At 39.5% G+C, this 23,206-nt stretch carries 20 protein-coding genes; 12 read left to right on the top strand and 8 right to left on the bottom strand.

What is annotated here, in order from left to right:
• The first annotated feature begins 15 nt into the window (after nt 1–15).
• The 3 genes from VB797_RS01685 (at nt 16) to VB797_RS01675 (ending at nt 1,861) form a co-directional block, all read left to right on the top strand.
• Complete coding sequence (locus tag VB797_RS01685; RefSeq protein WP_323235886.1) at nt 16–510, top strand: GNAT family N-acetyltransferase; 495 nt, start codon at nt 16–18, stop codon at nt 508–510.
• 137 nt (nt 511–647) lie between these two features.
• Complete coding sequence (locus tag VB797_RS01680) at nt 648–1,322, top strand: ComF family protein (RefSeq protein ID WP_323235885.1); 675 nt, start codon at nt 648–650, stop codon at nt 1,320–1,322.
• Nucleotides 1,323–1,450: 128 nt separating this feature from the next.
• On the top strand, nt 1,451–1,861 hold the full coding sequence (locus VB797_RS01675) for a PPC domain-containing protein (protein WP_416350831.1): 411 nt from the start codon (nt 1,451–1,453) through the stop codon (nt 1,859–1,861).
• A 63-nt stretch (nt 1,862–1,924) separates the two neighbouring features.
• Here VB797_RS01675 and cobS read toward each other — a convergent pair whose 3' ends face one another.
• Nucleotides 1,925–2,698 (bottom strand): adenosylcobinamide-GDP ribazoletransferase, encoded by a 774-nt coding sequence (cobS, locus tag VB797_RS01670; RefSeq protein ID WP_323235883.1) that lies wholly within the window; start codon nt 2,696–2,698, stop codon nt 1,925–1,927.
• A gap of 396 nt (nt 2,699–3,094) precedes the next feature.
• Between cobS and VB797_RS01665 the strand changes: the two genes are divergently transcribed.
• The 5 genes from VB797_RS01665 to psbM all read left to right on the top strand — a co-directional run bounded on the left by VB797_RS01665 (nt 3,095) and on the right by psbM (nt 5,751).
• A complete protein-coding gene (locus VB797_RS01665) occupies nt 3,095–3,547 on the top strand; it encodes a hypothetical protein (protein WP_323235882.1) in 453 nt (150 codons plus the stop codon).
• Between the two features lie 52 nt (nt 3,548–3,599).
• Complete coding sequence (gene tgt / locus VB797_RS01660; protein WP_323235881.1) at nt 3,600–4,703, top strand: tRNA guanosine(34) transglycosylase Tgt; 1,104 nt, start codon at nt 3,600–3,602, stop codon at nt 4,701–4,703.
• A gap of 256 nt (nt 4,704–4,959) precedes the next feature.
• Nucleotides 4,960–5,097 (top strand): photosystem II reaction center protein K, encoded by a 138-nt coding sequence (locus VB797_RS01655; protein ID WP_193915692.1) that lies wholly within the window; start codon nt 4,960–4,962, stop codon nt 5,095–5,097.
• 161 nt (nt 5,098–5,258) lie between these two features.
• Nucleotides 5,259–5,555: a 2Fe-2S iron-sulfur cluster-binding protein gene (locus VB797_RS01650; protein WP_323235880.1), complete on the top strand. Its 297-nt coding sequence runs from the start codon at nt 5,259–5,261 to the stop codon at nt 5,553–5,555.
• 76 nt (nt 5,556–5,631) lie between these two features.
• On the top strand, nt 5,632–5,751 hold the full coding sequence (gene psbM, locus VB797_RS01645; RefSeq protein WP_193915686.1) for a photosystem II reaction center protein PsbM: 120 nt from the start codon (nt 5,632–5,634) through the stop codon (nt 5,749–5,751).
• Nucleotides 5,752–5,847: 96 nt separating this feature from the next.
• Here psbM and VB797_RS01640 read toward each other — a convergent pair whose 3' ends face one another.
• On the bottom strand, nt 5,848–6,702 hold the full coding sequence (locus VB797_RS01640; RefSeq protein WP_323235879.1) for a universal stress protein: 855 nt from the start codon (nt 6,700–6,702) through the stop codon (nt 5,848–5,850).
• 688 nt (nt 6,703–7,390) lie between these two features.
• Between VB797_RS01640 and VB797_RS01635 the strand changes: the two genes are divergently transcribed.
• The gene (locus tag VB797_RS01635; protein WP_323235878.1) at nt 7,391–10,492 is read left to right on the top strand and encodes a PAS domain S-box protein; all 3,102 of its coding nucleotides are present in this window, start codon (nt 7,391–7,393) and stop codon (nt 10,490–10,492) included.
• Between the two features lie 181 nt (nt 10,493–10,673).
• On the opposite strand, the gene VB797_RS01630 is transcribed toward VB797_RS01635, so the two are convergent.
• A complete protein-coding gene (locus VB797_RS01630) occupies nt 10,674–11,762 on the bottom strand; it encodes a methyltransferase (RefSeq protein ID WP_323235877.1) in 1,089 nt (362 codons plus the stop codon).
• 858 nt (nt 11,763–12,620) lie between these two features.
• On the opposite strand from VB797_RS01630, the gene VB797_RS01625 reads away from it, so the two are divergent.
• Both VB797_RS01625 and VB797_RS01620 read left to right on the top strand, forming a co-directional pair.
• Complete coding sequence (locus VB797_RS01625) at nt 12,621–13,361, top strand: hypothetical protein (protein ID WP_323235876.1); 741 nt, start codon at nt 12,621–12,623, stop codon at nt 13,359–13,361.
• A gap of 126 nt (nt 13,362–13,487) precedes the next feature.
• The gene (locus VB797_RS01620) at nt 13,488–14,225 is read left to right on the top strand and encodes a hypothetical protein (RefSeq protein ID WP_323235875.1); all 738 of its coding nucleotides are present in this window, start codon (nt 13,488–13,490) and stop codon (nt 14,223–14,225) included.
• A gap of 108 nt (nt 14,226–14,333) precedes the next feature.
• Here the strand turns inward: VB797_RS01620 and VB797_RS01615 are convergent, their stop codons facing one another.
• From VB797_RS01615 to VB797_RS01605, 3 genes are all read right to left on the bottom strand, one after another.
• Nucleotides 14,334–16,439, bottom strand: coding sequence for a M3 family metallopeptidase (locus VB797_RS01615; protein ID WP_323235874.1), 2,106 nt, complete (start codon nt 16,437–16,439; stop codon nt 14,334–14,336).
• A 449-nt stretch (nt 16,440–16,888) separates the two neighbouring features.
• A complete protein-coding gene (locus VB797_RS01610) occupies nt 16,889–18,418 on the bottom strand; it encodes a serine hydrolase (protein ID WP_323235873.1) in 1,530 nt (509 codons plus the stop codon).
• A gap of 149 nt (nt 18,419–18,567) precedes the next feature.
• Complete coding sequence (locus VB797_RS01605; RefSeq protein ID WP_323235997.1) at nt 18,568–19,299, bottom strand: RNA methyltransferase; 732 nt, start codon at nt 19,297–19,299, stop codon at nt 18,568–18,570.
• Between the two features lie 56 nt (nt 19,300–19,355).
• On the opposite strand from VB797_RS01605, the gene VB797_RS01600 reads away from it, so the two are divergent.
• A complete protein-coding gene (locus VB797_RS01600) occupies nt 19,356–19,988 on the top strand; it encodes a hypothetical protein (RefSeq protein ID WP_323235872.1) in 633 nt (210 codons plus the stop codon).
• Between the two features lie 140 nt (nt 19,989–20,128).
• On the opposite strand, the gene secA is transcribed toward VB797_RS01600, so the two are convergent.
• On the bottom strand, nt 20,129–22,915 hold the full coding sequence (gene secA, locus VB797_RS01595) for a preprotein translocase subunit SecA (protein WP_323235871.1): 2,787 nt from the start codon (nt 22,913–22,915) through the stop codon (nt 20,129–20,131).
• A gap of 7 nt (nt 22,916–22,922) precedes the next feature.
• Nucleotides 22,923–23,206, bottom strand: a 284-nt coding sequence (locus VB797_RS01590) for a hypothetical protein (RefSeq protein WP_323235870.1), incomplete at its 5' end; no start/stop codon positions are given.

Below are 23,206 nucleotides of genomic sequence, written 5' to 3'. Positions count from 1 at the left end.
AACTCCTAACTCATTATGCTTAGTCTTTATTTTCGAGATTTTTTGATTCGTGAATGGAAACCTTGCGATCGCAATTTTGCGGCTGGGGTAATTCGCTCTGTATTATCGGAGTACGGTTTGGGTTGGGAACCAGATGGTGCGGATCGAGATGTGTTGGAAGTAGAAGAGTTTTACTTAAGTAAGGGTGGCGAATTTTGGGTAATCGAATATCAGGGTGAAGTTGTAGGTACGGGCGCTTACTACCCCATTGAACGCGGCGAAAATGCTGTAGAAATACGCAAAATGTATTTATTGCCCAAAGCAAGAGGTTTTGGATTGGGGAAATATTTGTTACAACAATTAGAAGCGGCGATTAGCTGCCGTGGTTTCCAACAAATTTGGATTGAAACAGCTAGCGTTCTCAGTGAAGCTGTCAATCTTTATGAAAACAACGGCTATGAACCTGCAACAGGAATAGAAACAGAACGCTGCGATCGAGTTTACGTAAAAGGGTTAGGAGTTAGGAGTTAGGAGTTAGGAGTTATAAGATTTTAGATTTTGGATTTTAGATTTTAGATTAAAAGAGTTATTTTTCTCCTTGTCCCCTTGTCTCCCCATCTCCCCATCTCCCCATCTCCCCATCTCCTTCCCATTCCCAAAATATAAAAATGCCAATTTGGAAAAGTTTTCTTAATCTTTTTTTACAATCAAATTGTCCTTTATGTCAGCGTCCTGCTTCACAAGATTTTTGTGAATATTGTCATAAACAGTTACAAAAATGTTGTTTAACTGACTCGAATCGTGGTAATGACAATTCTCCACCAGTAATTGCTTGGGGTGCTTATGGTGGAGTTCTCAAACGTGCGATCGCGACGATGAAGTATGACAATCATCCCGAAATTGCTCGTCCTCTGGGTGAATGGTTGGGGGAAGTATGGCTGCAAAATTACGGTTCTGACCGTTCTTTTATAGTAGTTCCGATTCCGATGCACCCCGAAAAACAAAAAGAACGAGGTTTCAACCAAGCGGCGCTGATTGCCCGAAGCTTTTGTCAAACAACTGGGCTAAAATTAAAATTAAACGGATTGCAAAGGGTAAAAGCGACTAAGGCACTGTTTGGATTATCACCAACGGAGCGAAAAGAAACTTTAATTCAAGCTTTTGAGTTAGGAACGGATTTTCGCTATCCGACCGATGTTCCGGTAGTGTTAGTTGATGACATCTACACTACGGGTACTACCGTCAAGTCTGCTATAGAAACTTTGAGTAAAAATGGAATTATAGTTTCAGGAGTTGCGGTCGTTGCAGTTCCCTCCAAGGCTAACTATATAAAGAATTCATAAACAAGATTGCCTGCGGGAAATTATAATTAGTCAAAATTAAGATTATTTTTACAGGAAAACTACTTACAACCATGAGTAAGTCTAAAACGCTGGGTTTGGGAAAATTTGGGTTGATTCCTGCTACGTTAATGGCATTGAGTTTAAGTACAACAGCTTTTGCTCAGACAAATAAACAAGCTAATAAATTTTATAATCCAATACCTTTACCCAACACTTACGAAATTTCTGATGCGCTATCCGATAAAGATATTCCCACGGGAGAAGGTGGTTTTGCTCGCGATTATCTGGTGACTTTAACAAAAGGAGATAATTTAGCGATCGACCTCTCTTCAGATAGCTTTGACAGTATCATTACGCTGCTTGCTCCCGATGGTTCCACTATCGCGGAAAATGATGATGGTCCCGATGGTAGCAGCAATTCCCTACTTTTCACCCGTGTCACCAAAGCCGGAACTTACATTGTTAGGGTTCGTTCTTTTGGGGAAACCGGAATCGGCAGTTTTAAGCTGAAAGTAACGCGGTTAAAGCCGGTTAAGTAGGAGTTAGGACCACCGGAGTTAGAACCACCGGAGTTATTACACCTTTGACCTTTGACCTTTAACCTATATCATCGTCATCGCGCAAAGGAAAAATGCTTCAGTCCATTCTACAACTGCGCCGTAGGTGTCCCCCGTATGCCCACCTAATTTGTGATTGAACCAAGCACCTGTGAGAAAAGCAAGCGTACTTCCTACAAGCGTGATCGCGATTGCTAATAATAAATAATGGCGATCGAGCAACAACGTTAAGCCGCTCAAACTTAATAACAGTATTAATGAAGGTACAACATCTTTGTAGGAACGAATGGCTTGTTTGTGAAACGCACCTTTACCAGTTGGTTTGAGGTAATCATATCTAGCGATCGCTAATATCTGTCCCCAGCGTCCCCATCCACAAGCAGCCATCAATATCAACCAACGATTTTCTTGTATGTCTATTAATGCAGCTGTTTTAAGCAAGACCAAAACAATTGCTGTCATTGCTCCAAAGGCTCCTGTCGCGCTATCGCTCATTACCTCCAAGCGTCGCTCTTTATCCATCACTGCTAACCCATCGGCTGTATCCATTGCTCCATCAAGATGCAGCCCTCCGGTAATCGCAATCCAGCTTGCAACCACTAATACCCCGCGAGTAAATACGGGTATTCCCAAAAAATTAGCTACAATATCAAATAATCCTAAGATTCCCCCAATTATCAGCCCTATTGCTGGAGCAAACCGCGCCACCTCATCAAACTTTAAATTTTCTACATACGGCATTGGGATAGAAGTGTAAAATATAATACTCGCTATTGTATTTAAAACTTGATTCCTACACCACTGATACTGATGATTCATAGAAGTCAAATTAATTACTTAAGTAAAGCTGAAATAATGACACTCATGATTCCCGCACAAATAACAGTATCAAATTTTAAAAGTTGAAATAAGATTTACTTGTATGAGAAACTGAGCCAAAAAATTTGTTATGCTTATCTAAGTAGCAAAATATTATTTAGTAATATTTATCACATTTCCATGAATCAGGAAAAATTGCATTTTAATCGGTGGTAGTGTTTTGTGTACTTTGAAAAAAAAGGCTAACGATTAATGTCAGCGAGTTTTAGCGATTGCCTCCAAAATCTGATATTTATATATTTATATATTACAGGGCAGGGCATAGATAACCGCTGAGTCATTGGTTATGCAGGCCATAATGTTGTACTTCACCTTTGCTCAAAAAGCTATTTGATTATGAATCACCATCTACCTTCTGCCAAAATACTAGCTCCGTGCATCGTCAACACAGGTGTCATCGTAAATAAACTTGATATACGACGATTGCTGGCGGATGTAGGTCGCGTCCGCTATGCTTACACCCAAGATGGTGAGGTGTGTGCTTCGGGAGAAGGGGATGTAATGGAAGTTTTCGCAAATCCCCGACGCTCTACATTAGTCGCCAATCATGCTCTTTATTTAAACGTTTATAGTTTCGATTATTTGGAGCTTAATCAGTCAGCAGAAAAGGAAACCTGCTTGGATTTAGTTCAGGAAGGGATGCGCTTGCGGTTGATTCCCCTTTCTACTCCAATGCAGGAACGACAAGAGCGTTGTTGGAATACCAGTGCCATTGAAGCGATGATGGAACAGGTACTATCGGCTAAATGGGATGCAGAAATTGATGATGATTGTTCCGATATGTTCTAAATTTGATTTAATAAGTTAAATCATTAATAGAACTGTCTCGGTTTTCTTCATTTTGAGCGTAAATTTTTCATTTCACACCCTTGCTAACTGTAGCAACACTTCAGCTCGTGCTGGGATATTTACTACACCTCATGGTGTGGTTGAAACCCCGCGTTTTATGCCGGTAGGAACGCTGGCAAACGTTAAAACTATGACTCCAGCGCAATTAAAGGATACTGGAGCGCAGATGGTGTTATCAAATACCTATCATCTCCATTTACAACCGGGCGAGGCGATTGTAGCAGGGGGAGGTGGACTGCATAAGTTCATGGGTTGGGATAAACCGATGCTTACTGATTCCGGTGGTTTCCAGGTTTTCAGTTTAAGCGAGATGCGGAAAATTACTGAAGAAGGAGTAACTTTTCGCTCGCCTCATGATGGGCAAATTATTAATTTAACGCCAGAAAAATCAATAGAAATTCAAAATATTTTAGGTGCTGATGTAATCATGGCATTTGATGAATGTCCCCCAGCAACAGCTAACCGCGAAGAAGTGAAAGCTGCAACCGATCGCACTTACCGCTGGTTGTTGAGATGTGTAGAAGCCCATAATAGCAGCGAGCAAGCGTTATTTGGCATTGTGCAGGGGGGGATTTACGCCGATTTACGCGCTTCAGCGGCAAATGCTTTAACTAAGCTGGATTTACCGGGATACGCGATTGGTGGTGTCAGTGTCGGGGAGGAGCCAGAATTAATTCACGAAATTGTCCGACAAACCGCACCCTTATTACCTGTAGAAAAGCCGCGTTATTTAATGGGAGTGGGTACCCATCAAGAAATGGTAGTGGCGATCGCTTCTGGTGTAGACTTATTTGATTGCGTAATTCCCACTCGCTGGGCCAGACACGGTACGGCAATGGTGCAAGGGGAAAGATGGAATGTCAAAAATGCCAAGTTTCGCGAAGATTTTACTCCCCTCGATGAAACTTGTCCTTGCTACACTTGTCAAAACTTTACTCGCGCTTATTTATCGCATCTGATCCGCGCTCAAGAGATTTTGGCTTATACCTTATTGAGCATTCACAATATTACCGAGTTGATTAGGTTTACCCAGAAGATTCGTTCAAGTATACTCAACGATAGCTTTATCACAGAATTCGGTCATTGGTTGAAATAGCAGCGACAAATAATTCACACAAACTTTAATCGAAGAAACTCCTGACGGAAAATTAAGCGTATTATCGCAATTAGGTAAGGGAACCGAATTTATAATTGAAATTCCCTTCAAAGCTTAAAAACATAATTAGATAAATTAGATTCAACTCAATAACTAAATATTTCTTAGTTATCCCAACCCTACTCCCTATTACGCAATCGTGTTAAGATATTTCTCAATTATGAAAACTGTGTTGGATACTTGGATTTAAACAAAAATGGAAGTAGCACTATTATTAGCGAAATTGCCGGAAGCTTATCAAATTTTTGACCCTTTGGTAGATGTTCTGCCAATTATTCCTGTTTTCTTCTTGTTGTTAGCTTTTGTTTGGCAAGCTGCTGTAGGTTTCAAATAAGTTGACCTATAAATATTTTTTTGAAGACAGGCTGATAAAGTCTGTCTTATTTTTTTTACAATAGTTTCTTTGCTAAATTTGATATTTCTTAACTTTTTGTAATAAATTAAGAAATAGATCCAGTCTTCGTTGTTAGGGTAATAATTAATCAGGTATTAGCTATGGGTAACATTAATTTTGTTAAAGAAAATAAAGAAGTAATTGCGGCTGATGGTGCGAATTTGCGATTGAAAGCCATGCAAAACGGCATTGATATCTATAAAGCATGGGGAAAAATGGTGAATTGTGGAGGTGCAGGTCAGTGTGGAACCTGTATTGTAGAGATAACTGAAGGAATAGAAAATCTCTCACCTCGGACGGATGCAGAAAGCAAAATGTTGAAAAAAAAGCCGGATAATTACCGTCTTGCTTGTCAAACCCTAGTGAACGGTTCCGTAAGTGTAGTGACCAAGCCTTGATATTAGTTAGCCACCGGCATCAGTAATGTTATCCTAAAAGTATTGGCTGCAAATCAATCCGAGGGGAAATATAACTATGCAAACTAATGATTTGGGATTCATTGCGAGCATTTTGTTCGTACTAGTTCCCACAGTTTTTTTAATCGGACTTTACACCCTAACCGTTAGCCGCGAAGGCGGAAGAAAAGATACCTAGATATTCATTTAATTACTGAATTTTTTGCAAGAAAAAACCCCGGCACCGAAAGTGTAGGGGTTTTATTTATCAACCGCGAAATCTATAGTGAATAATCTAAGCTGCGGCAGTCCGCGCTAATAAAACCGGACAGGTAGCATTAATTCTGACATAATCAGATAGCGAAGTACCTAAAAGTTTGTCTAAATCTACAAAATTCTTAGCTATTGTTGGACGACGGTCTGGAGAACCGAGTAATAATAAGTCTACGTTCATCTCAGAAGCCAAGCTACAAATTTTCTCGCCCGGTTTGCCAATGCTGAGTATACTACGAGTCTTGACACCTTGTTTTTGGGCTTCCGCGACTGCTGCGGCTAAAATAGGATGTTTTTCGGCGTTAACTTGAGCAGTTTCCGCCGATGGACTCTTTAAGTCAGTCATGACGTGAGTTAAGATCAACTCACCACCGGGAATATCCCGAAGCAGGAACAAAGCCAAGTCTAAACAGTATTTTGACGCATCGGATTTGTCGATCGCCACCATAATTCGGTTAATTCTTTTGACATAAATGTCATCTTTAACCAGCAACATGGGACGAGAAGACAATTGAAAAACATATTGACTGACTGAATTAGCCAAAATTGATTGCAAGCGCTGGAGTCCTCTCGAACCCATAATAATCAAGTCAGCATCGATTTCATTCGCTACTTGACAAACGACATCTTTAGGTTCACCTTGACGCAGCACGGAATTAACTTGATTGGGATTTAGCTGCAACTTTTGAATAGCGCTAACTAAAATTCTGCCACCTTCTTCCCACTTCGCTGTCATTGCTTCGGCGGTGGTTTGTGGAGGAACAACGTGCAAAACGGTAATTTTCGCTCGTTGAATTGATGGTATTTCCCCCATCAGTTTAAGCATTTCTTCCGCGTGTCCCAATCCTGAGACAGCTAGCAAAATGTTTTGCATCATAGGGACATCTTTTTATTGCTTAGCTTGAGTTTTCACCGCCTCGCTCGATTTTCCTGTGCTATTTGCTCCAAACCGAATTAGACAAATGACCAAGGATAAAGGACGGTTGTGTATATCCGAACCTGATTATTTGAAGTTATAACTTTGGTTCCGTATTATTTAAGCCTAATTATTTAAGCCTACTTCCAATTCTGCACTATTTACTTAACGAATAATTATGAAATTTATTAGTCGTAATCTATGTTTAATAAAGTTAATTATAACTAAGTAAAATATTGTAAAGATAAGCAATAAAAAAATATATATATATAAATTTTAGTAAAATATTATAGTCTAATTTGCTATTATATGCATTATTTGTAAAGTATAAAAAGTTAGATTTGCTATTATAGAATTAAAGTTTGATTTCCCTGCTTATTTTTATAGGTGATATTGGCGTTAATATTTCTGAATATTTTGGTTACTTTTGATTAAAAACAACTTTTAATTGTAAACAGGCTTCGAGTCACATAAATGCCGTGGATTGTGACTGCGTAATTTCTATTAAATACAAAAGCTATTTAATAGAAATTAAGAGAAAATTCGGAAGCTGATCTATCTAGCGACTGGTTATATTGAGTGGCATTCCCTAAACTTCCATTTTCAATTGTATCAAGTGCGTTTATCAACGTATCTACCAGTCACTAATATGCATCTGCACGTAAACTCAGAAAATAGTTCCCACTTATTTCAAGTGTTTCTGGAGCATACACCTATAGCTGTGGCGATGTTTGACACTCAAATGTGCTTAATAGCGGCAAGTCATAAGTGGTTGACAGATTATGGCTTGGATAGTGAATCTTCAATCGGTCGCTGTTATTACGAAATATTTCCCCAAACTTCACAGAAATGGCAGATAATTCATCAACGTTGTTTAGCAGGGGCGATCGCAAGTTGTGAAGCTGACAAAATTGTGCGTGTTGATGGTGAGTTGGAGTGGATCGAATGGGAATGTCGTCCCTGGAACGAAAGCAATGGTGAAATTGGTGGAATTATCTTTTCCTCACAGAAAGTTACCGAACAAATGCTTTGCGAGGAAGCATTAACAGCCAACGAAAAACGTTTCCGTAACCTAGCTGCGAATCTACCGGGAGTAATTTACCAGTTTCAACTGGGTACAAATGGCGAAATGTCATTTCCTTACATGAGTTCTGGTTGTCGCAAGTTTCTCGAAATAGAACCTATAAAGGTAAAACAAAATTCCGACTTTTTCTTAGATTTGATTCATCCGGAGGATAAGGAATCCTACTTAGATTCAATGAAGCTTTCGGCGGATACATTGTTGCCGTGGCTGTGGGAGGGGAGAATGATTACACTCAGCGGTAAATGTCAGTGGGTTCGCTGCATATTGCGACCGTCCACACTACCAGATGGTGATATTCTCTGGGGTGGACTGATGATTGATATCAGCGACAGAATTAAAGTTGAAGAACAGTTACGTCAACATCAGGAAGATTTAGAAACCAAGGTACAGTATCGCACCGCAGAACTAGAAAAAGCTAACGAACAACTGCAAGCCCAAATTGCCGGAAGACAACAAGCAGAAGCACGGTTTGAAAAGTTAGCGGCGAATATTCCAGGAATGATTTATCAATATGTACTGCGTCCAGATGGTACCAGCGATTTCTCTTATGTAAGTCCTGGTTGTTATCACCTTTTTGAATTAGAACCGGAACAAATTCAGCAAGATGTGAATAGCAGTTTTGATAAAACCCATCCCGATGACCTGCAACTTTTGAAACAAACAATAGCAGTTTCTGCTCAAACCTTAGAACCTTGGAAGCAAGAGTGGCGAATTCTCACTTCATCAGGACTGAAATGGTTGCAAGGACACTCCCGACCGTCCAAGCAAGCTAACGGCGATGTTGTTTGGGATGGGATGATGATGGATATCACGGAATTGAAGCAAGCAGAAGATGGGCTAAAACAAAGCGAAGAAAAATTCCGTTCTTTGTTTGAAAAATCCGCAGATGGAATTCTGTTGTATAATGGTCAGGTTTTCTTTGACTGCAATCAAGCAGCAGCAGAGATGATGGGCTGTACTAGCAGAGCGCAATTAATGCGTATGGCACCATCAGCGATTTCTCCAGAATTTCAACCTGATGGAATATCTTCCTTTGATAAACAAAGACAGTTGACGGAAATTGCCTTTGCTAACGGAGGTCATCGTTTTGAGTGGACGATTCGTCGTATAGATGGTCGAGATCTGCCTCTTGAAGTTCAATTAACCGCTATTCCTTTAAATGGGGAAGAGGTATTTTACACAGTTTGGCGAGATATTACAGACCGTAAACAAGCCGAAGAAGCAGTAAAACAGTCAGAAGCACGGTATCGAAAGCTAGCTAGTCGAGAAAAATTACTTAATAGTCTTGCTAGTCAAATCCGTAATACTCTTGATATAGATACAGTGTTGGAAACGGCGATTAATGAGATTAAGTATTTATTAAATATTGATCGCTGTAGCTTCTCGTGGTTTGAACCAAATGCCGAACCTCCAATCTGGGAAACGATTAAAGAATCAAAAAATAACAGTTTACCTAGTTTGCTCGGTCGTCATTCTATAGATAAAGTCGGCTCGGTGACAGAACTATTTTTAAAACAAGAAATATTACAAATAGACGACGCAAGCAAATGTGAAGAACCAGTACACCGGAAATTCTTAGAATCTTTAGGAATTAAATCAGAAATTGTGCTACCAATTCAGACCCGCTCCGGTAAAATTGGCGTAATTGTTTGCGGTCATTGGGCAGAAACTCGTCCTTGGACTGATAGTGAAGTGGAATTACTGCAAGCAGTGGTAGATCAACTTGCGATCGCGATTAACCAAGCCGATCTGTATGCCGAAACTCAGCAAACTGCACTAAATGCTCAAAAACAAGCTCAAAAAATCGAACAAACGCTGCAACAACTCCAGAAAACTCAATCTCAGTTGGTACAAAGTGAAAAAATGTCTGGTTTGGGTCAGCTAGTAGCTGGAGTCGCTCACGAAATCAACAACCCTGTTAATTTTATCTATGGTAATTTAATCCATGCTGGTAATTATGCTGAGGACATATTGGGTTTACTTAAACTGTACGAGCAAGAATATCCTCAACCAACTCCGGAAATAGAAAAAGAAATGGAAGCTGTAGATATAGATTTCTTGGTTTCGGATTTACCTAAATTAATGAAGTCGATGATGGTGGGGGCTGAAAGGATTCGAGCAATTGTGCAATCTTTGAGGACTTTTTCCCGTCTTGACGAAGCCGAGATGAAAACGGTAGATATTCATGAAGGCATTGAAAGTACCTTGATGATTCTGCAACATCGCTTTAAACCCAAGCAGGAACACAATGGAATTGAGCTAATTAAGCAGTACGCTAACTTACCTAAAGTTGTTTGCTTTGCCGGACAGCTTAATCAAGTATTTATGAATTTGATTGCTAATGCTATTGATGCGATCGAAGAAGGAATACGCAAAGGTCAAGTCTCTGCTCCTAGAATTACAATTACCACAGAAATGATCGAGAGCGATCGCCTTGTTATACACATTGCAGATAATGGTACGGGAATTACTCCAGAAGTGCAGCGACGTTTGTTCGATCCATTTTTTACTACTAAACCTGTTGGTGTGGGAACTGGTTTGGGGTTATCAATCAGTTATCAAATTATTGTTGATAGACACCGTGGTCAGCTACACTGCTTTAGCGAACCGGGACAAGGTAGTGAATTTATCATCGAAATTCCGATTACTCAGCCAGAAAATAGTTAAAAGTAGGATAAGTAGGTTGACAAGGGAATAGGGAATAGGCAGTAGGGGTAAAGCTTTGAATCTAATTTACATTTTGTTACATAATGCCGGTTTATTTATGCGAAATTACTTACAAATAAATGAACTACCCCATCCTATAGGCAGATAGAGTAGTTTCTCTTGTAATAAGTTTGCGAAGAATTTATGGTTTGGTCGCGCAGACTAATGAAAAATAAGAGTGAGTTGAAGTTATCGAAATATCTACAAATCCTACTTCTTGTAAAAGCTGATTGACTTCACTAGCTGTATATTGCTTACCTTGAGTCCACCAAATCATACACATTGAGTATGAGGTTGCTGCTATTGGTGCATCTTTTGTATCGTTCAAAAGCATTTCATGTAGATAAATGCGACCACCTTTGGGTAATGCTTCAAAACTACTCTTTGCTAAATGCTGGCATTTTTCATACCCCCAATCATGAAAAATATTACTAAATAAAATAGCATCGTAATTAGTGGGAAAAGCATCGGTAAAGAAGTTAGCAGAGTATGTATCTATTCGATTTGATAATCCGGCCTTAGAAATATAACTGGACGCAATTTCACATACCACTGGTAAATCCAGAATCGTACATTGCATTTGAGGATAGCGTTGAGCTAAAGCAACGGAAACAGCAGCAGAACCGCCTCCAACATCAAGCAGACGTTTTATTCCTGTGAAGTTACCGTGATTTGCAAGACCTAAAGCACCAGGCATTGTCATACTTTGCATAGCACCAGTAAATAGCTTGGCTTTCTCAACTTCTACTTCGTGAGCTTCCCAAACATCTTGTTCCTGGTAAACGCTCGATCTATCATTTGTCAAAGCTTCTAATAATACAGAATGGGATAGGGGATTATTCGCCATTAGTTTCAGCATTCCACCCCAGTAACAAGGGCTTTGAGGAAGTAAAAAGTTACGAGAGACTTGCGTCAGATTGAATTTACCATTTTGCTGAACTAAATAGCCTAATGAGGTCATTACTCCTAAAAGAGCTTCAGTAGCACGTTCGCTTAAATAAAGACTTTCGCGTACCTGGAATGCTGTCTTGGGTGCTTCTGCGATTAAAGGAAACAATCCTAACTCATCTGCAACTGTTAATGTCGGAAAGTGAAGCATAGACATCCAGGTTTCCCAAAGCAATCCATCATCACACGTCGGTACAGCGAATTGTGGCTTCCCTGCTGACAACCAAATATTCTTTTCATCTTGGTTTGCTTGCTGTTGTCCAAATGCCATCAAGTCTGTCATAAATTTTGTCTTCCTATATTGCTAACGATTATCAAGAAATAGGTACATTAAATATTTTGTACTTAAATTAATCGTGCAACCTGATAACCCAGCAGCATAAAAATGCATTATCTTCCTGTTTAAAAAGGAAAACTATGTAGAACCAATATTCAATACACTTGTGATAATGATTTAACTTAAATCATCAAAATATTAATGACATTAGTACAAACTCGGATCTAAATATTTTTATTGATAAAAACCAGTGATAATGCCGATAATCATAAAATTTAATGCCCCATAGTTGATTCAATGACTTTGGTTAAGTTTATAGATATAATGATTTATATTTTATCGATTACACGTTGAAACAGTAAAAGTAACGTAAATTTAAGTTTATAGATTTAATAAATAGTTAAAGCATTAATGAAAATAAAAAATAAAAAATAATTAAGTACTTCTATCTGTCTCATCTAGTGTATAACATTATGTAAAGTTTACAAATATTTGAATATCTTTATTGTTATTTCATTTATTTGTTTGAAAATATAAATACTTTTACGTAAAGTATTCAATTTATTCGTACTTCAAATTAATTTATCTAAATAAATCTAATTCCTGAGTTTTTACCACTGGCAAAGTAGAAGCAATGATTTAAATTAGTTGTAGAGCGAAAAACAATAACCTCTCACCAGCTACTATCTTTAATTTAAAAGTTGTTTGGTGAAAATTATTGCAGTAGGCATTTGAAAGCGAAAGTTTTGATGCTGAGTTATCAGAGTTGCATTATCCGTTTCAATTCGAGAAAGTTAAGCCTTAGAAAACTTAACTCTCACTGCACTTATAACTTGATAACAGCTAGCACAGGAATCAATTTCAATGCAAGAAATATTGTCTTTAATCGCAGAAAAGAATCAAGAGTATGCTAAGTTGCCTTTGTTTTCGTTTTTAGAAGATAAAACAATTGATCCAAGACAAAGATTGAGTTTTGCACCTTGTATCGCACATTTTATTATGAGTTTTGGTGACTTGAATAAATATGTGTTTCGAGAGAAGCAAGTGAATAGTAAAATTCAAGATATTATTAACGAACATACTTATGAAGATGACCATCACTGGCCCTGGTTTGTAACTGACTTAGAAAAGCTCGGATTTAATCCACAAATGAACTTTACTCAGGTATTAAGATACCTTTGGAGCGAACAGAGCAAAGTTTCTCGTCAGCTATCTTATCAATTGTCTGCATATCTCTTGGAAGCAGAACCTATTATCAAAATTGTAGCGATAGAAGCAATAGAAGCCACAGGAAATGTCTTATTTTCTAGAACATCACTAGTTGCTTCCGAACTAACTGAAATCACTGGTCAAAATTACATCTATTTTGGCGATTTTCATTTCAATCTCGAAAGCGGACACGCTATGGGTACACCAGGGGGAGAAGATTTACTCGCAACACTCCAACTGACTGATTCGCAGCGTCAACAGGCTTATGAAGTAGTTGAAAAAGTGTTTAGCATTTTTACCGAATGGACTCACGAACTGCTTGCTTATGCACAAAAGCAAAATGCAGAGTTAGAAGTACATAAGGAAATAGAAGATTCTGCAAAAGTCTACGTATAGGATTTATTCATGGCTAATAACTACGATTAATTTAGTTATTAGCTGTCATTGATCGCACAATAAAAATTACATCTAAATGTTGCAACTAAGCTCGACAAAAAATAGAAAAATTGGAGGGAAATTCTTATGCTAGAGATATTAACTATCATCGAAAGTAAGAAGCAAGAATTTACGAGGCTACCTTTATTTGCTTTTATGCAAGACCAAAAGTTAAGCCCTAGTCAAAGATTGAGTTTTGCTCCTTGTATGGCTCATTTTATTATGAGTTTTAGCGACTTAAACAAATATGTATTTTTGGAACATCAACCCGTTAATCAAATTCAGCATATCATTAACCAACACGCATATGAAGATGAAGAACATTGGTCTTGGTATCTCAGGGACATTGAAAAACTTGGATTAAGCTCTAATATCAATTTCACTCAAGGACTAAGATTTATTTGGGGTGAAGAAACCAAAATCACTCGTCAAATAACTTATCAAATTGCTAAATGTAGTTATCAAGCTGCTCCGATAATTAAATTATTAGTTATTGAAGCACTGGAGTCTATTGGTCATATCTTTTTTAATAACTCAACACAAGTTGCTTCCGAACTACAAGCAATTTCTAAAACAGATTATTTCTATTTTGGTGATGCACATTTACGAGTAGAAACTGGACACGCAATGCGTACACCAGAAGCAGAAAGTTTTGTAGCGACGATAAAACTTACAGATTCGCAACGTCAACAAGCTTTTTATATAGTCGAGAAAATATTTCAAATTTTCACGGAATGGACGCAGGAACTTTTAGCTTATGCACAAAAGCATGGTGTAGATGCAAACAAAGATAATGCTGAGCAAAATTTAGTAATTTGTGTATAGCTATAGCGGTTTTCAGTTGAATCGAATACAAAAACCTCACCCCCATCCCCTCTCCTTAGCAAGGAGAGGGGTGCCGAAAAGCGCTATAACTCAACAATTTACCATCGCCTAAGCAGCACTTTTCAAACCATTGTGCTTGAGTAAAGGTTCGGTACTTGGTTCCCTACCCCGGAAAGATTGAAATACTTCCATCGGGTGCTTGCTACCTCCGAGAGCAAGTACGGTGTCGCGGTAACGTTTACCTGTAGCTTTTATTGCTTCTTCGTCTTCTAATCCGGCTTCTTCAAATGCAGCAAAAGCATCTGCACTCAATACTTCAGCCCACTTGTAGCTGTAGTAACCTGCGGCATATCCGCCAGAAAAAATGTGTCCAAACGCACAGAGAAAATTATCTTCGGGGATGGGTGGCAATATAGTTGTATTCTTGGCAATGCGATCGCGAACATCATCGGGAGTTTCATCACCACCGGGACGATAACGGTAATGTAATTCTATATCGAGCAGGCTAAAGTGCAATTGACGCAACATCCCACTACCACTCATATAGTTGCGTGCTGCTACAAGTTTCTGATAATAATGTTCCGGTAGCGGTTCGTCGGTTTCATAATGCTTTGCCATTCCCATTAAAGTCGGACGTTCGTAACACCAATTTTCCATAAACTGGCTGGGTAATTCTACGGCATCCCATTCGACGTTATTAATACCGGCAGCACTAGGATAATCAATCTTAGTCAGCATATGCTGCAAACCGTGACCGAATTCGTGGAACAAGGTTTCTACTTCCGTAAAGGTCATTAAACTCGGCTTATCATCTACCGGGGGGGTTTGGTTGCAGATCAAATACGCCACTGGTAACTGGATATCAGTTTTACCATTTGTCTCAATTTTACGACGATTAAGACAGGTATCCATCCATGCACCACCGCGTTTTTCTGCCGGACGGCTATAAGGATCTAAATAGAAGTAGGCGATCGCACTACCCGTTTCATCAGCTATTTGGAAATAGCGGACATCTTCATGCCATATTGGAGCTTGTCCGTCTGCGGGAGTAACAAAGACGTTGAACAAGCGTTTTACCAAACCGAATAAACCATCGAGAACTTGCGGAAGCGGAAAATAAGGACGCAATTCTTCTTGTGTAAAATCAAACTTCTCTTCTCTCTGACGTTCCGACCAAAAGCTGATGTCCCAATTTTTTAAATCTTTAGCTTCTGGGGCATTTTTAGCGGCTGCAAATTCTTTAAGTTCTTCCAATTCTCTTTGAGCAGCATCGTAACTGGTAAGACGCAATTCTTCCAAAAGTTTATCTACTGCTTCTACATTGGGAGCCATTTTACTCGCTAAACTGACTTCTGCATAGTTTTTATAACCGAGTAACTCAGCTAATTCCTGCCTTAATTCCAAAATACGTTTAATTATTGGTCTATTATCCAACTCACCCGAAGATGCACGAGAGATAAAAGCTTTATATAATGTTTCGCGTAAATCTTGCCGCTTGCTGTGCTGCATGAAAGGATAATAGCTGGGAAAATCCAAAGTTACGCGCCAAGGGCCATGTTCGGGAGTTGCCTTTTCTTCACCCGCATCTCGTGCTGTTTGCGCTGCTAAACTCAGCCAGCTTGGAGGTAAACCTGCAACTTCTTCCGGCTCGACTAACGTTAAATTAAAAGCTTTTGTTGCATCCAAAACATGATTTGAGAACTTTGTGGAAATTTCCGCCATTTCCATTTGAATTGCGTTGAAACGTTCTTGCGCTTCACCTTCCAAACCAATACCAGCTAGTTCAGCATCGCGGATCGCGGATTCAACTATTCGCTGCTGTGCTGAATCCAAAGTGTTCCAAATATCACCTTCTCGCAAGGCTTTGAAACCGTTATAAATGGGTTTACTTTGGCTAAGTCGGTTGGAAAACTGTACTATTTCAGGTTGTGCGGTTTCATAAGCTTGACGTAACTCCGGGCTATTTTTTACTCCCATCAAATGACTTACTATTCCCCAACTCCAAGTCAAACGTTCGGTTATCCGTTCTAAAGGTTCTACCAAACTGCTCCAAGTGGGTTTTACATCGGCTTCTAATTGAGTTAGTTCTTCATTTAATTCCGAAAGTAATTGATTTAAAGCCGGTTCTACGTGTTCCGGTTTGATTTCGGTGAAAGGAGGTAAACCCGAACATTTGAGCAAAGGATTATCTGAAATTGCAACTTTTGCGGTCATAGATAGATGTATGTGTGAGAAACAAAGATTTTATTATATCTATTTCTAATTTAGTAACTATTGCTTGATTTGGTGTTTGTGGAATCCCGTACCGAGGGATATAAAGTTAGGAGTTAGGAGTGAGGAGTTAGGAGTTAAGAATTGAGCATCATAGACATCTGAAAAAAAGAATAATGTGAGTAATGTAGTATGAATAACAGTATTAGGCTTATGGTAATAGTGGCGATCGCTACTGCTCAAATAGGATAAATGCCTCAGTGACAAGTCGGCTTTTTATACTACCAGTTGCGCGTATTACAGATACTTGTTCTAAAAACCCGACTTCTGACCATTGGGTTAGTTCTATTAAAACAATGGGTACTTTATTTACGCCGTGGGGTACTAGTCGTTGCACTTGTTACAGATACGGATTCTAAAAGCCTGACTTCTCAACCTAAGCGTCGCGGTTTCTATCTTTGATTTTGATTTTGATAAGGATAATAATATTGTGAATTGTACCCATTCTGCGGATAAGTTGTTGTAGGTATTTGATTATTTATACCGCTGGGAACTGTATTCATTTGCGGTGGCTGATAAGAGTTTGTTTTGCTAGTTGGATTGTTCAAGTAAGGTGAATTACCGCTTGGAGGAAGAACGTTAGTACCAGGTGTTCCGGTCATGGCAGCCGGTTGGTTAAAGTATTGATAGGTTAAACGAGATACAGATGTAATTAAAGTTTCTGCACGAGGATCGTTTCTAGGACGCTTTACCATAACTGCGGCAATATAGCGCTTTCCTGTGGGTAAATCAATTAAACCGACATCCCCCAACATTGCGCCAATATAACCCGTTTTGTTGGCAATTTCTGCTCCTGCACCCAAACCTGTGGGTAATAGGTGCCGTCTCTGGTTGTGGCGCATGATATCAAGTATACGATCGCGAGATCCGGTGTTTGTAACTAATTGTCCTTTACTCACCATTGCCATTACCTGTCCTAATTCTTTGGGACTGGTGGTATTAGTTCCTTCTATGTCGGGTAATTGATTGCGGAGTACTGTAGCTGTTAATCCCCAACTGCGAAATCTTTGATTTAAGGCTTCTATTCCACCTAAGCGATCGATTAACATATTTGTGGCGGTATTATCGCTGATTACCATCATTTTGGTCGAAACTTCCAATGCCGTGAATTTGCTTCCTACTGGTTGAGTCCGCATATCACCGGAACCTTCTGCAACCATTCCTTGCTGCATAACCAGCATTTCGTTTAGCTGAATTTTTCCTGCATCTACATCTTGGAAAAAGGCAACAAGTATGGGTAATTTTATTGTACTAGCGGCTGGGAATACACTATTAGCATTTGAATCTACGTAATTACCCGTATCCAAATCGGCAATAAAAACTCCGGGAATTAAATCTGGGGTAGTACCTGTAAGACTTTGAATGGCGCTTTTGAGAGGAATTATTTCTTGGGTTAAATAGACTTGATTATTCGCAGCAGATGCAGGTTGATTTTGTTCTACATTCGATGATTTGGCTGTAGTAACCTGAGTCGCTGGGTCTAATACTGATAATAATGTACCAACAATTGCGCCAATGCCGACTCCTACAATTAATAAGCGCAATATGTAAAGCATGGTTCTCGCCATCGGTTTCAAGCGAGTTTTATTAGATACTTTAACTCTTTTAGTCACCCGTTTTTTAAATTTTAAGGGTGGAATCTTGCCATTTGCAGCCGCCGATTTCATCCCATTAGATGCTGCTTGAGATGCATTTCTTTTTCTCAACCAAGTTTCTGCTGGTGATTCGACTTGTCGCTTGCGGGGAGGTTTCGCGGTGTTTGAGGAGGAATTTACTACTGTACGCGAAACTGTCTCACCAATAGTTGGCGAACGTGTACCGATTATTTTGACTTTACCGTTTTCTAACTTTTGAACTTTACGTACTTTTTGACGACGCTTTGTGGGTTGTCGTCGTCCATCTGTAAATTTATAACCTGACACAGTTACTCCTTCTAACCCACTTACTCTGTAAATCCGGTACTAATCCCCAAGTCAAATCATTCTTTGTCGCATTTTTGTGTATAGTCTAAGCTATTATTCTTACTTTTGGGGAGTAATAGCGCACATGATTAATATTCATTCATCACTTTTTATAACTTTCCGGGTTGTGTTAGCGCCCACTGCATTTGTCGTAAAATACCTCTGAGCATTGCGACTTCTTGGTTCTGTAGTTGAGCGCGATTATACAATTGCCGAAATTTTTCCATGCGACTGGTAGCTGTATGAGGATAAAGGTACTCAATAGACAGCAGTAGTGATTCTAACTGTTTATAATATGCTTCGACAACCTCTAATGATGCGAGTTCGTTATCATCCGCATTAGTTTCAACGGTATGTCCTTGACTCTGTGCTAGTTCGTAACAGCTAATTGCGACAGCGGAAGCCAAGTTTAATGATGCATATCCAGCATCAGTGGGAATACGCATAAATTTTTGAGCGTAGTTTAATTCTCCGTTGCTTAATCCCCGATCTTCTCTACCGAAAATTAATGCTGCTGGTTGTGCGGATGCTTCTAACAACCAAGGTAATACTTCGCGAGGTGTTTGTAGGGGACTTTTAAAATCGCGGCTTCTGGCTGTTGTGGCGATCGCTCTTTTGCATCCCTCTAGTGCTTGGGGTAATGTAGGCACGGATACTGCTGTTTCTAAAACGTCTTTGGCATGAACTGCCATTCTCATTGCTTCCTCCCCCAAATAATCGCATTGTGGGTTAACTAAAACCAGTTGTTTAAATGCAAAGTTTTTCATCACCCGCGCTATGGAACCGACATTTAATGGTCCGGCTGGTTCTACTAAGATAATTTTTATTCCTGATATACTCATCATATTTATTATTTTATTGTAAAAACCCCGTCCGTCTTACGGCAGGGTAGTTCATTATGGCGTACAATAACTTCACTTTAAGTAAAGCTAAGAAGGACTTCGATCTAGTCACAATCGAGTCAGAGAACTTGTTTAAAGATGTCAGCAGCATAGAGCCTTCTGCTTTATTAGTCGAATTATTAGAAGAATACCTGCCACTAGCGAGAGCAATAAGTACAGAAAAAGCCAAGTCTGAATTATTGGTAATTCCAATATTGGTAGAAATTAGAAAAATTCTTTCAAGAAAAATCAGTTTATTTTCTGGGAGCCTTTTTAATGTTGATATTTCTTTAGGCTTAACTGGTTATGTTGATTTTTTGATCGCGTTGAGTACGGAAATGTACGCAATAAGTTCTCCTGTTATCATATTAGTTGAAGCTAAAAACGATTTAATTATTAATGGAATAGGACAGTGCGTAGCTGAAATGGTAGCAGCACAAATTTTTAACAAAAAGCAAGATAATGACGTGTCAACGATTTATGGAGTAGTTACAACTGGAACTTCCTGGTTGTTTCTAAAGTTAGAAGAAAAAACCGTTTATATTGACAATCAAGAGTATTATATCGATAACTTGGGCAAAATAATGGGTATTTTGGTGAATTGCTTGGAGAGGAGTAAAGCGGATTCTTCACTTAACCATGCAAGTTGATTCCTTGTCCCGGATTTGCCGATCAATTGAGCCTTTTTCTTTGAAACAAGACAAAATCTCAAAAAAAACCGGGTGTTCAATAAAACCCGGTTCCTAAATATTCCTACAATCCAAAATCCAAAATCTAAAATCCAAAATCGCTAGACCATCTGCGATGCTTCTACTGTAGGTTGTGGCTGTGGTTGAAACATGAATAAGGAGTAAACTACGTCGCGGCGGATGTTTGTCATCATATCCAAGAATAGTTCGTAACCTTCGCTCTTATATTCAATTAAGGGGTCTTTTTGACCGTAACCACGCAATCCTACTGACTCCCTTAAAGCTTCCATTTGCTGCAAATGCTCGCGCCACAAGGTATCAATCCGCTGTAGAATAAAGAATCGTTCTGCTTGACGCATTAATCCGGCTTGAATTTGATCGACTTCGGCTTCTTTCATGTCGTAAGCGATGCGAACCTGCTCGTGTAAAAAGGCTTTGATTTCGCTCATGGACATATCTTCTAAATGTGAAGGCTGTACGTCCGATAGCAGATAAACGAATTCTTTGACCTTATCAACTAATTTTTCTAATTCCCATTCTTCCGATGGTAAATCTGGGTTGATGTAATAATCCACGATGTCATCCATCGTTTTTTCGGCATATTTAATTACCTGTTCTTTCAAATCTTGTCCTTCTAATACTCGACGACGTTCGGCATAAATTGCCCGACGCTGATTATTCATTACTTCGTCATACTCAAAAACCTGCTTACGAATGTCGTAATAGTAGGTTTCGACTTTTTTCTGCGCTCCTTCCAAACTGCGAGTTAACATACCCGATTCGATAGGCATATCTTCCTCTACACGGAACATATTCATTAAACCAGCAACGCGATCGCCACCGAATATCCGCATTAAGTTGTCTTCTAAACTGAGGAAAAACCGGGTAGAACCTGGGTCTCCTTGTCTTCCAGCACGTCCGCGCAACTGGTTGTCAATCCGCCGGGATTCGTGACGTTCGGTACCAATTACGTGCAATCCACCCAAGGAAATAATCTTGTCGTGTTCTTGGTCGGTGAATGCTTCGTATTCTTCTTTAACGCGGTTGTATGCTTGCCGCATTTTCTGAATTACGGGGTCTTCTGTTGGTGCTTTTTCGGCTGCTATGGCGATTTTATCTTCGGCTTCGAGTTCAGATAAGTTGCGTTCACCATATTCTTTGACAGCAGCTTCTACTGCTTCTTTAAGAATATCTTCGGCTTCTTTACTTATATTCGTAGGAAATACTTTCGGGGAAGCTTTCCAGGTTTTCACTTTTTTCCCAGGAGTAAAACCTTGTCCTCCACCCGTTACAGAAGGTAAAGTTGCTCTATGAGGTGAAAATACATCTTCGTCTTCTGGCTTCACAATCCGGGGCATTAAGTATTCCCGAACTTTTAAACGCGCCATATATTCGGCGTTACCACCTAAGATAATATCAGTACCTCTACCAGCCATGTTGGTGGCGATAGTTACCATTGCCCCACGTCCGGCTTGAGCGACAATTTCGGCTTCCCGTTCCACATTTTCGGGTCTTGCGTTGAGCAATTCGTGGGGAATGCTAATCTCTTTCAACAGTTTGCTGAGTAATTCTGATTTTTCTACGCTTGTGGTTCCGACCAAAACTGGTCTACCAGTTTCGTGCATTTCAGCACATTCTTTAGAAATTGCTTGCCATTTACCAACTTCTGTTTTAAATACCATATCAGCCATATCGTGACGTTGCCTGATACGGTTGGTAGGAATTACGGCTACTTCTAATTTGTAAATCTTTTCAAATTCGACTTCTTCTGTTTTTGCGGTTCCGGTCATTCCACCCAATTTGGGATATAGCAAAAATAAGTTTTGATAGGTAATCGAAGCTAAGGTTTGGGTTTCCGGCTGAATTTCTACACCTTCTTTGGCTTCAATTGCTTGGTGTAAACCGTCACTCCAACGTCTTCCCGGTAATACCCGACCAGTAGATTCATCGACAATTACCACTTCCCCGTTACGAAGAATGTAGTTTACGTCTTGCAAAAACAGTTCCTTGGTTTTGATCGCATTAAATATAAAATGCGCCCAAGGGTCTTCGGGGTCAAATAAATCGTTTACTTCTAATAACTGTTCTGCTTTCTGAAAACCTTCATCGGTTAAAAGTACGTTACGAGCTTTTTCGTCTACTTCGTAATCTTCTTCGTTAAGCAAGGCTAGGGCAATTTGAGAAGCTTTGACATATTTCTCGGTCGGTCTTTCTACTTGACCAGAAATAATCAAGGGAGTTCTGGCTTCGTCAATTAAAATCGAATCTACTTCGTCAATTACACAATAGTTGAACGGACGCTGTACAACATCCGCCATTGAAGTAGCCATGTTATCCCGCAGGTAGTCGAAACCGATTTCACTGTTGGTAACGTAGGTAATATCACAGTCATAATTCTTCTTCCGTTCTACGGGAGTCATGCTGGACTGAATTAGTCCTACAGTCAATCCCAGGAAACGATGTACCTGTCCCATCCACTCGGCATCACGACGTGCTAAGTAATCGTTAACGGTAATGACGTGTACACCTTTTCCAGTTAAAGCATTTAAATAACTAGGCAATGTTGCAACCAGGGTTTTTCCTTCCCCGGTTTTCATTTCCGCAATTTGTCCTTTGTGCAGAATCATCCCACCTAATAGCTGCACGTCAAAGTGACGCATTCCTAGAACTCGTCTGGCAGCTTCCCTAGTAACTGCGAAAGCTTCTGGTAAGATATCATCGAGGGTTTCGCCTTTCTTAAGACGCTGTTTAAATTCTGCTGTTTTACCCTTGAGTTCCTCATCAGAAAGAACTTTAATTTCTTCCTCTAAAAGGTTAACTTCAGTAATGGATGGCTGGTATTTTTTTAGTTTACGAGCGTTGGGGTCGCCCAACAAGGTTTTTAGCATGGCTTCTTTAATTTAACGGTTCGTAATGAAGAAAGATTTTATTGATGATGGCAATGATTATAAGTACAGTTACCTTTAATAAGCTGCAAACTTGCTGGGCAAAGATGCATTCCAAGAGAATTAACTCAAAAACAGTACCAATACCAGCCAACGAGCTTACTAAATAGTTGGTTTTAACAAAGAACTTATATTTATCTAAAATATATAGTATCATTTCATCCTCAATGCCGCGCCGTAAACGCCGATCGGGGATGGTTGGTTTTCCGTCTTGTTTTGGGGAGAGGGGGGACA

The organism is Rivularia sp. UHCC 0363 (genome assembly GCF_034931125.1).
Classification (GTDB): Bacteria; Cyanobacteriota; Cyanobacteriia; order Cyanobacteriales; family Nostocaceae; genus Rivularia.
This window is presented reverse-complemented; position numbering and strand designations above follow the sequence as displayed.

Bases quoted from the DNA above. Each gene is read 5' to 3' on its own strand.
- VB797_RS01685 (WP_323235886.1), top strand. From the start codon at position 16: ATGCTTAGTCTTTATTTTCGAGATTTTTTGATTCGTGAATGGAAACCT.
- VB797_RS01680 (WP_323235885.1), top strand. From the start codon at position 648: ATGCCAATTTGGAAAAGTTTTCTTAATCTTTTTTTACAATCAAATTGT.
- VB797_RS01675 (WP_416350831.1), top strand. From the start codon at position 1,451: ATGGCATTGAGTTTAAGTACAACAGCTTTTGCTCAGACAAATAAACAA.
- cobS (WP_323235883.1), bottom strand. From the start codon at position 2,698: ATGAATCATCAGTATCAGTGGTGTAGGAATCAAGTTTTAAATACAATA.
- VB797_RS01665 (WP_323235882.1), top strand. From the start codon at position 3,095: ATGAATCACCATCTACCTTCTGCCAAAATACTAGCTCCGTGCATCGTC.
- VB797_RS01655 (WP_193915692.1), top strand. From the start codon at position 4,960: ATGGAAGTAGCACTATTATTAGCGAAATTGCCGGAAGCTTATCAAATT.
- VB797_RS01650 (WP_323235880.1), top strand. From the start codon at position 5,259: ATGGGTAACATTAATTTTGTTAAAGAAAATAAAGAAGTAATTGCGGCT.
- psbM (WP_193915686.1), top strand. From the start codon at position 5,632: ATGCAAACTAATGATTTGGGATTCATTGCGAGCATTTTGTTCGTACTA.
- VB797_RS01640 (WP_323235879.1), bottom strand. From the start codon at position 6,702: ATGATGCAAAACATTTTGCTAGCTGTCTCAGGATTGGGACACGCGGAA.
- VB797_RS01635 (WP_323235878.1), top strand. From the start codon at position 7,391: ATGCATCTGCACGTAAACTCAGAAAATAGTTCCCACTTATTTCAAGTG.
- VB797_RS01630 (WP_323235877.1), bottom strand. From the start codon at position 11,762: ATGACAGACTTGATGGCATTTGGACAACAGCAAGCAAACCAAGATGAA.
- VB797_RS01625 (WP_323235876.1), top strand. From the start codon at position 12,621: ATGCAAGAAATATTGTCTTTAATCGCAGAAAAGAATCAAGAGTATGCT.
- VB797_RS01620 (WP_323235875.1), top strand. From the start codon at position 13,488: ATGCTAGAGATATTAACTATCATCGAAAGTAAGAAGCAAGAATTTACG.
- VB797_RS01615 (WP_323235874.1), bottom strand. From the start codon at position 16,439: ATGACCGCAAAAGTTGCAATTTCAGATAATCCTTTGCTCAAATGTTCG.
- VB797_RS01605 (WP_323235997.1), bottom strand. From the start codon at position 19,299: ATGAGTATATCAGGAATAAAAATTATCTTAGTAGAACCAGCCGGACCA.
- VB797_RS01600 (WP_323235872.1), top strand. From the start codon at position 19,356: ATGGCGTACAATAACTTCACTTTAAGTAAAGCTAAGAAGGACTTCGAT.
- secA (WP_323235871.1), bottom strand. From the start codon at position 22,915: ATGCTAAAAACCTTGTTGGGCGACCCCAACGCTCGTAAACTAAAAAAA.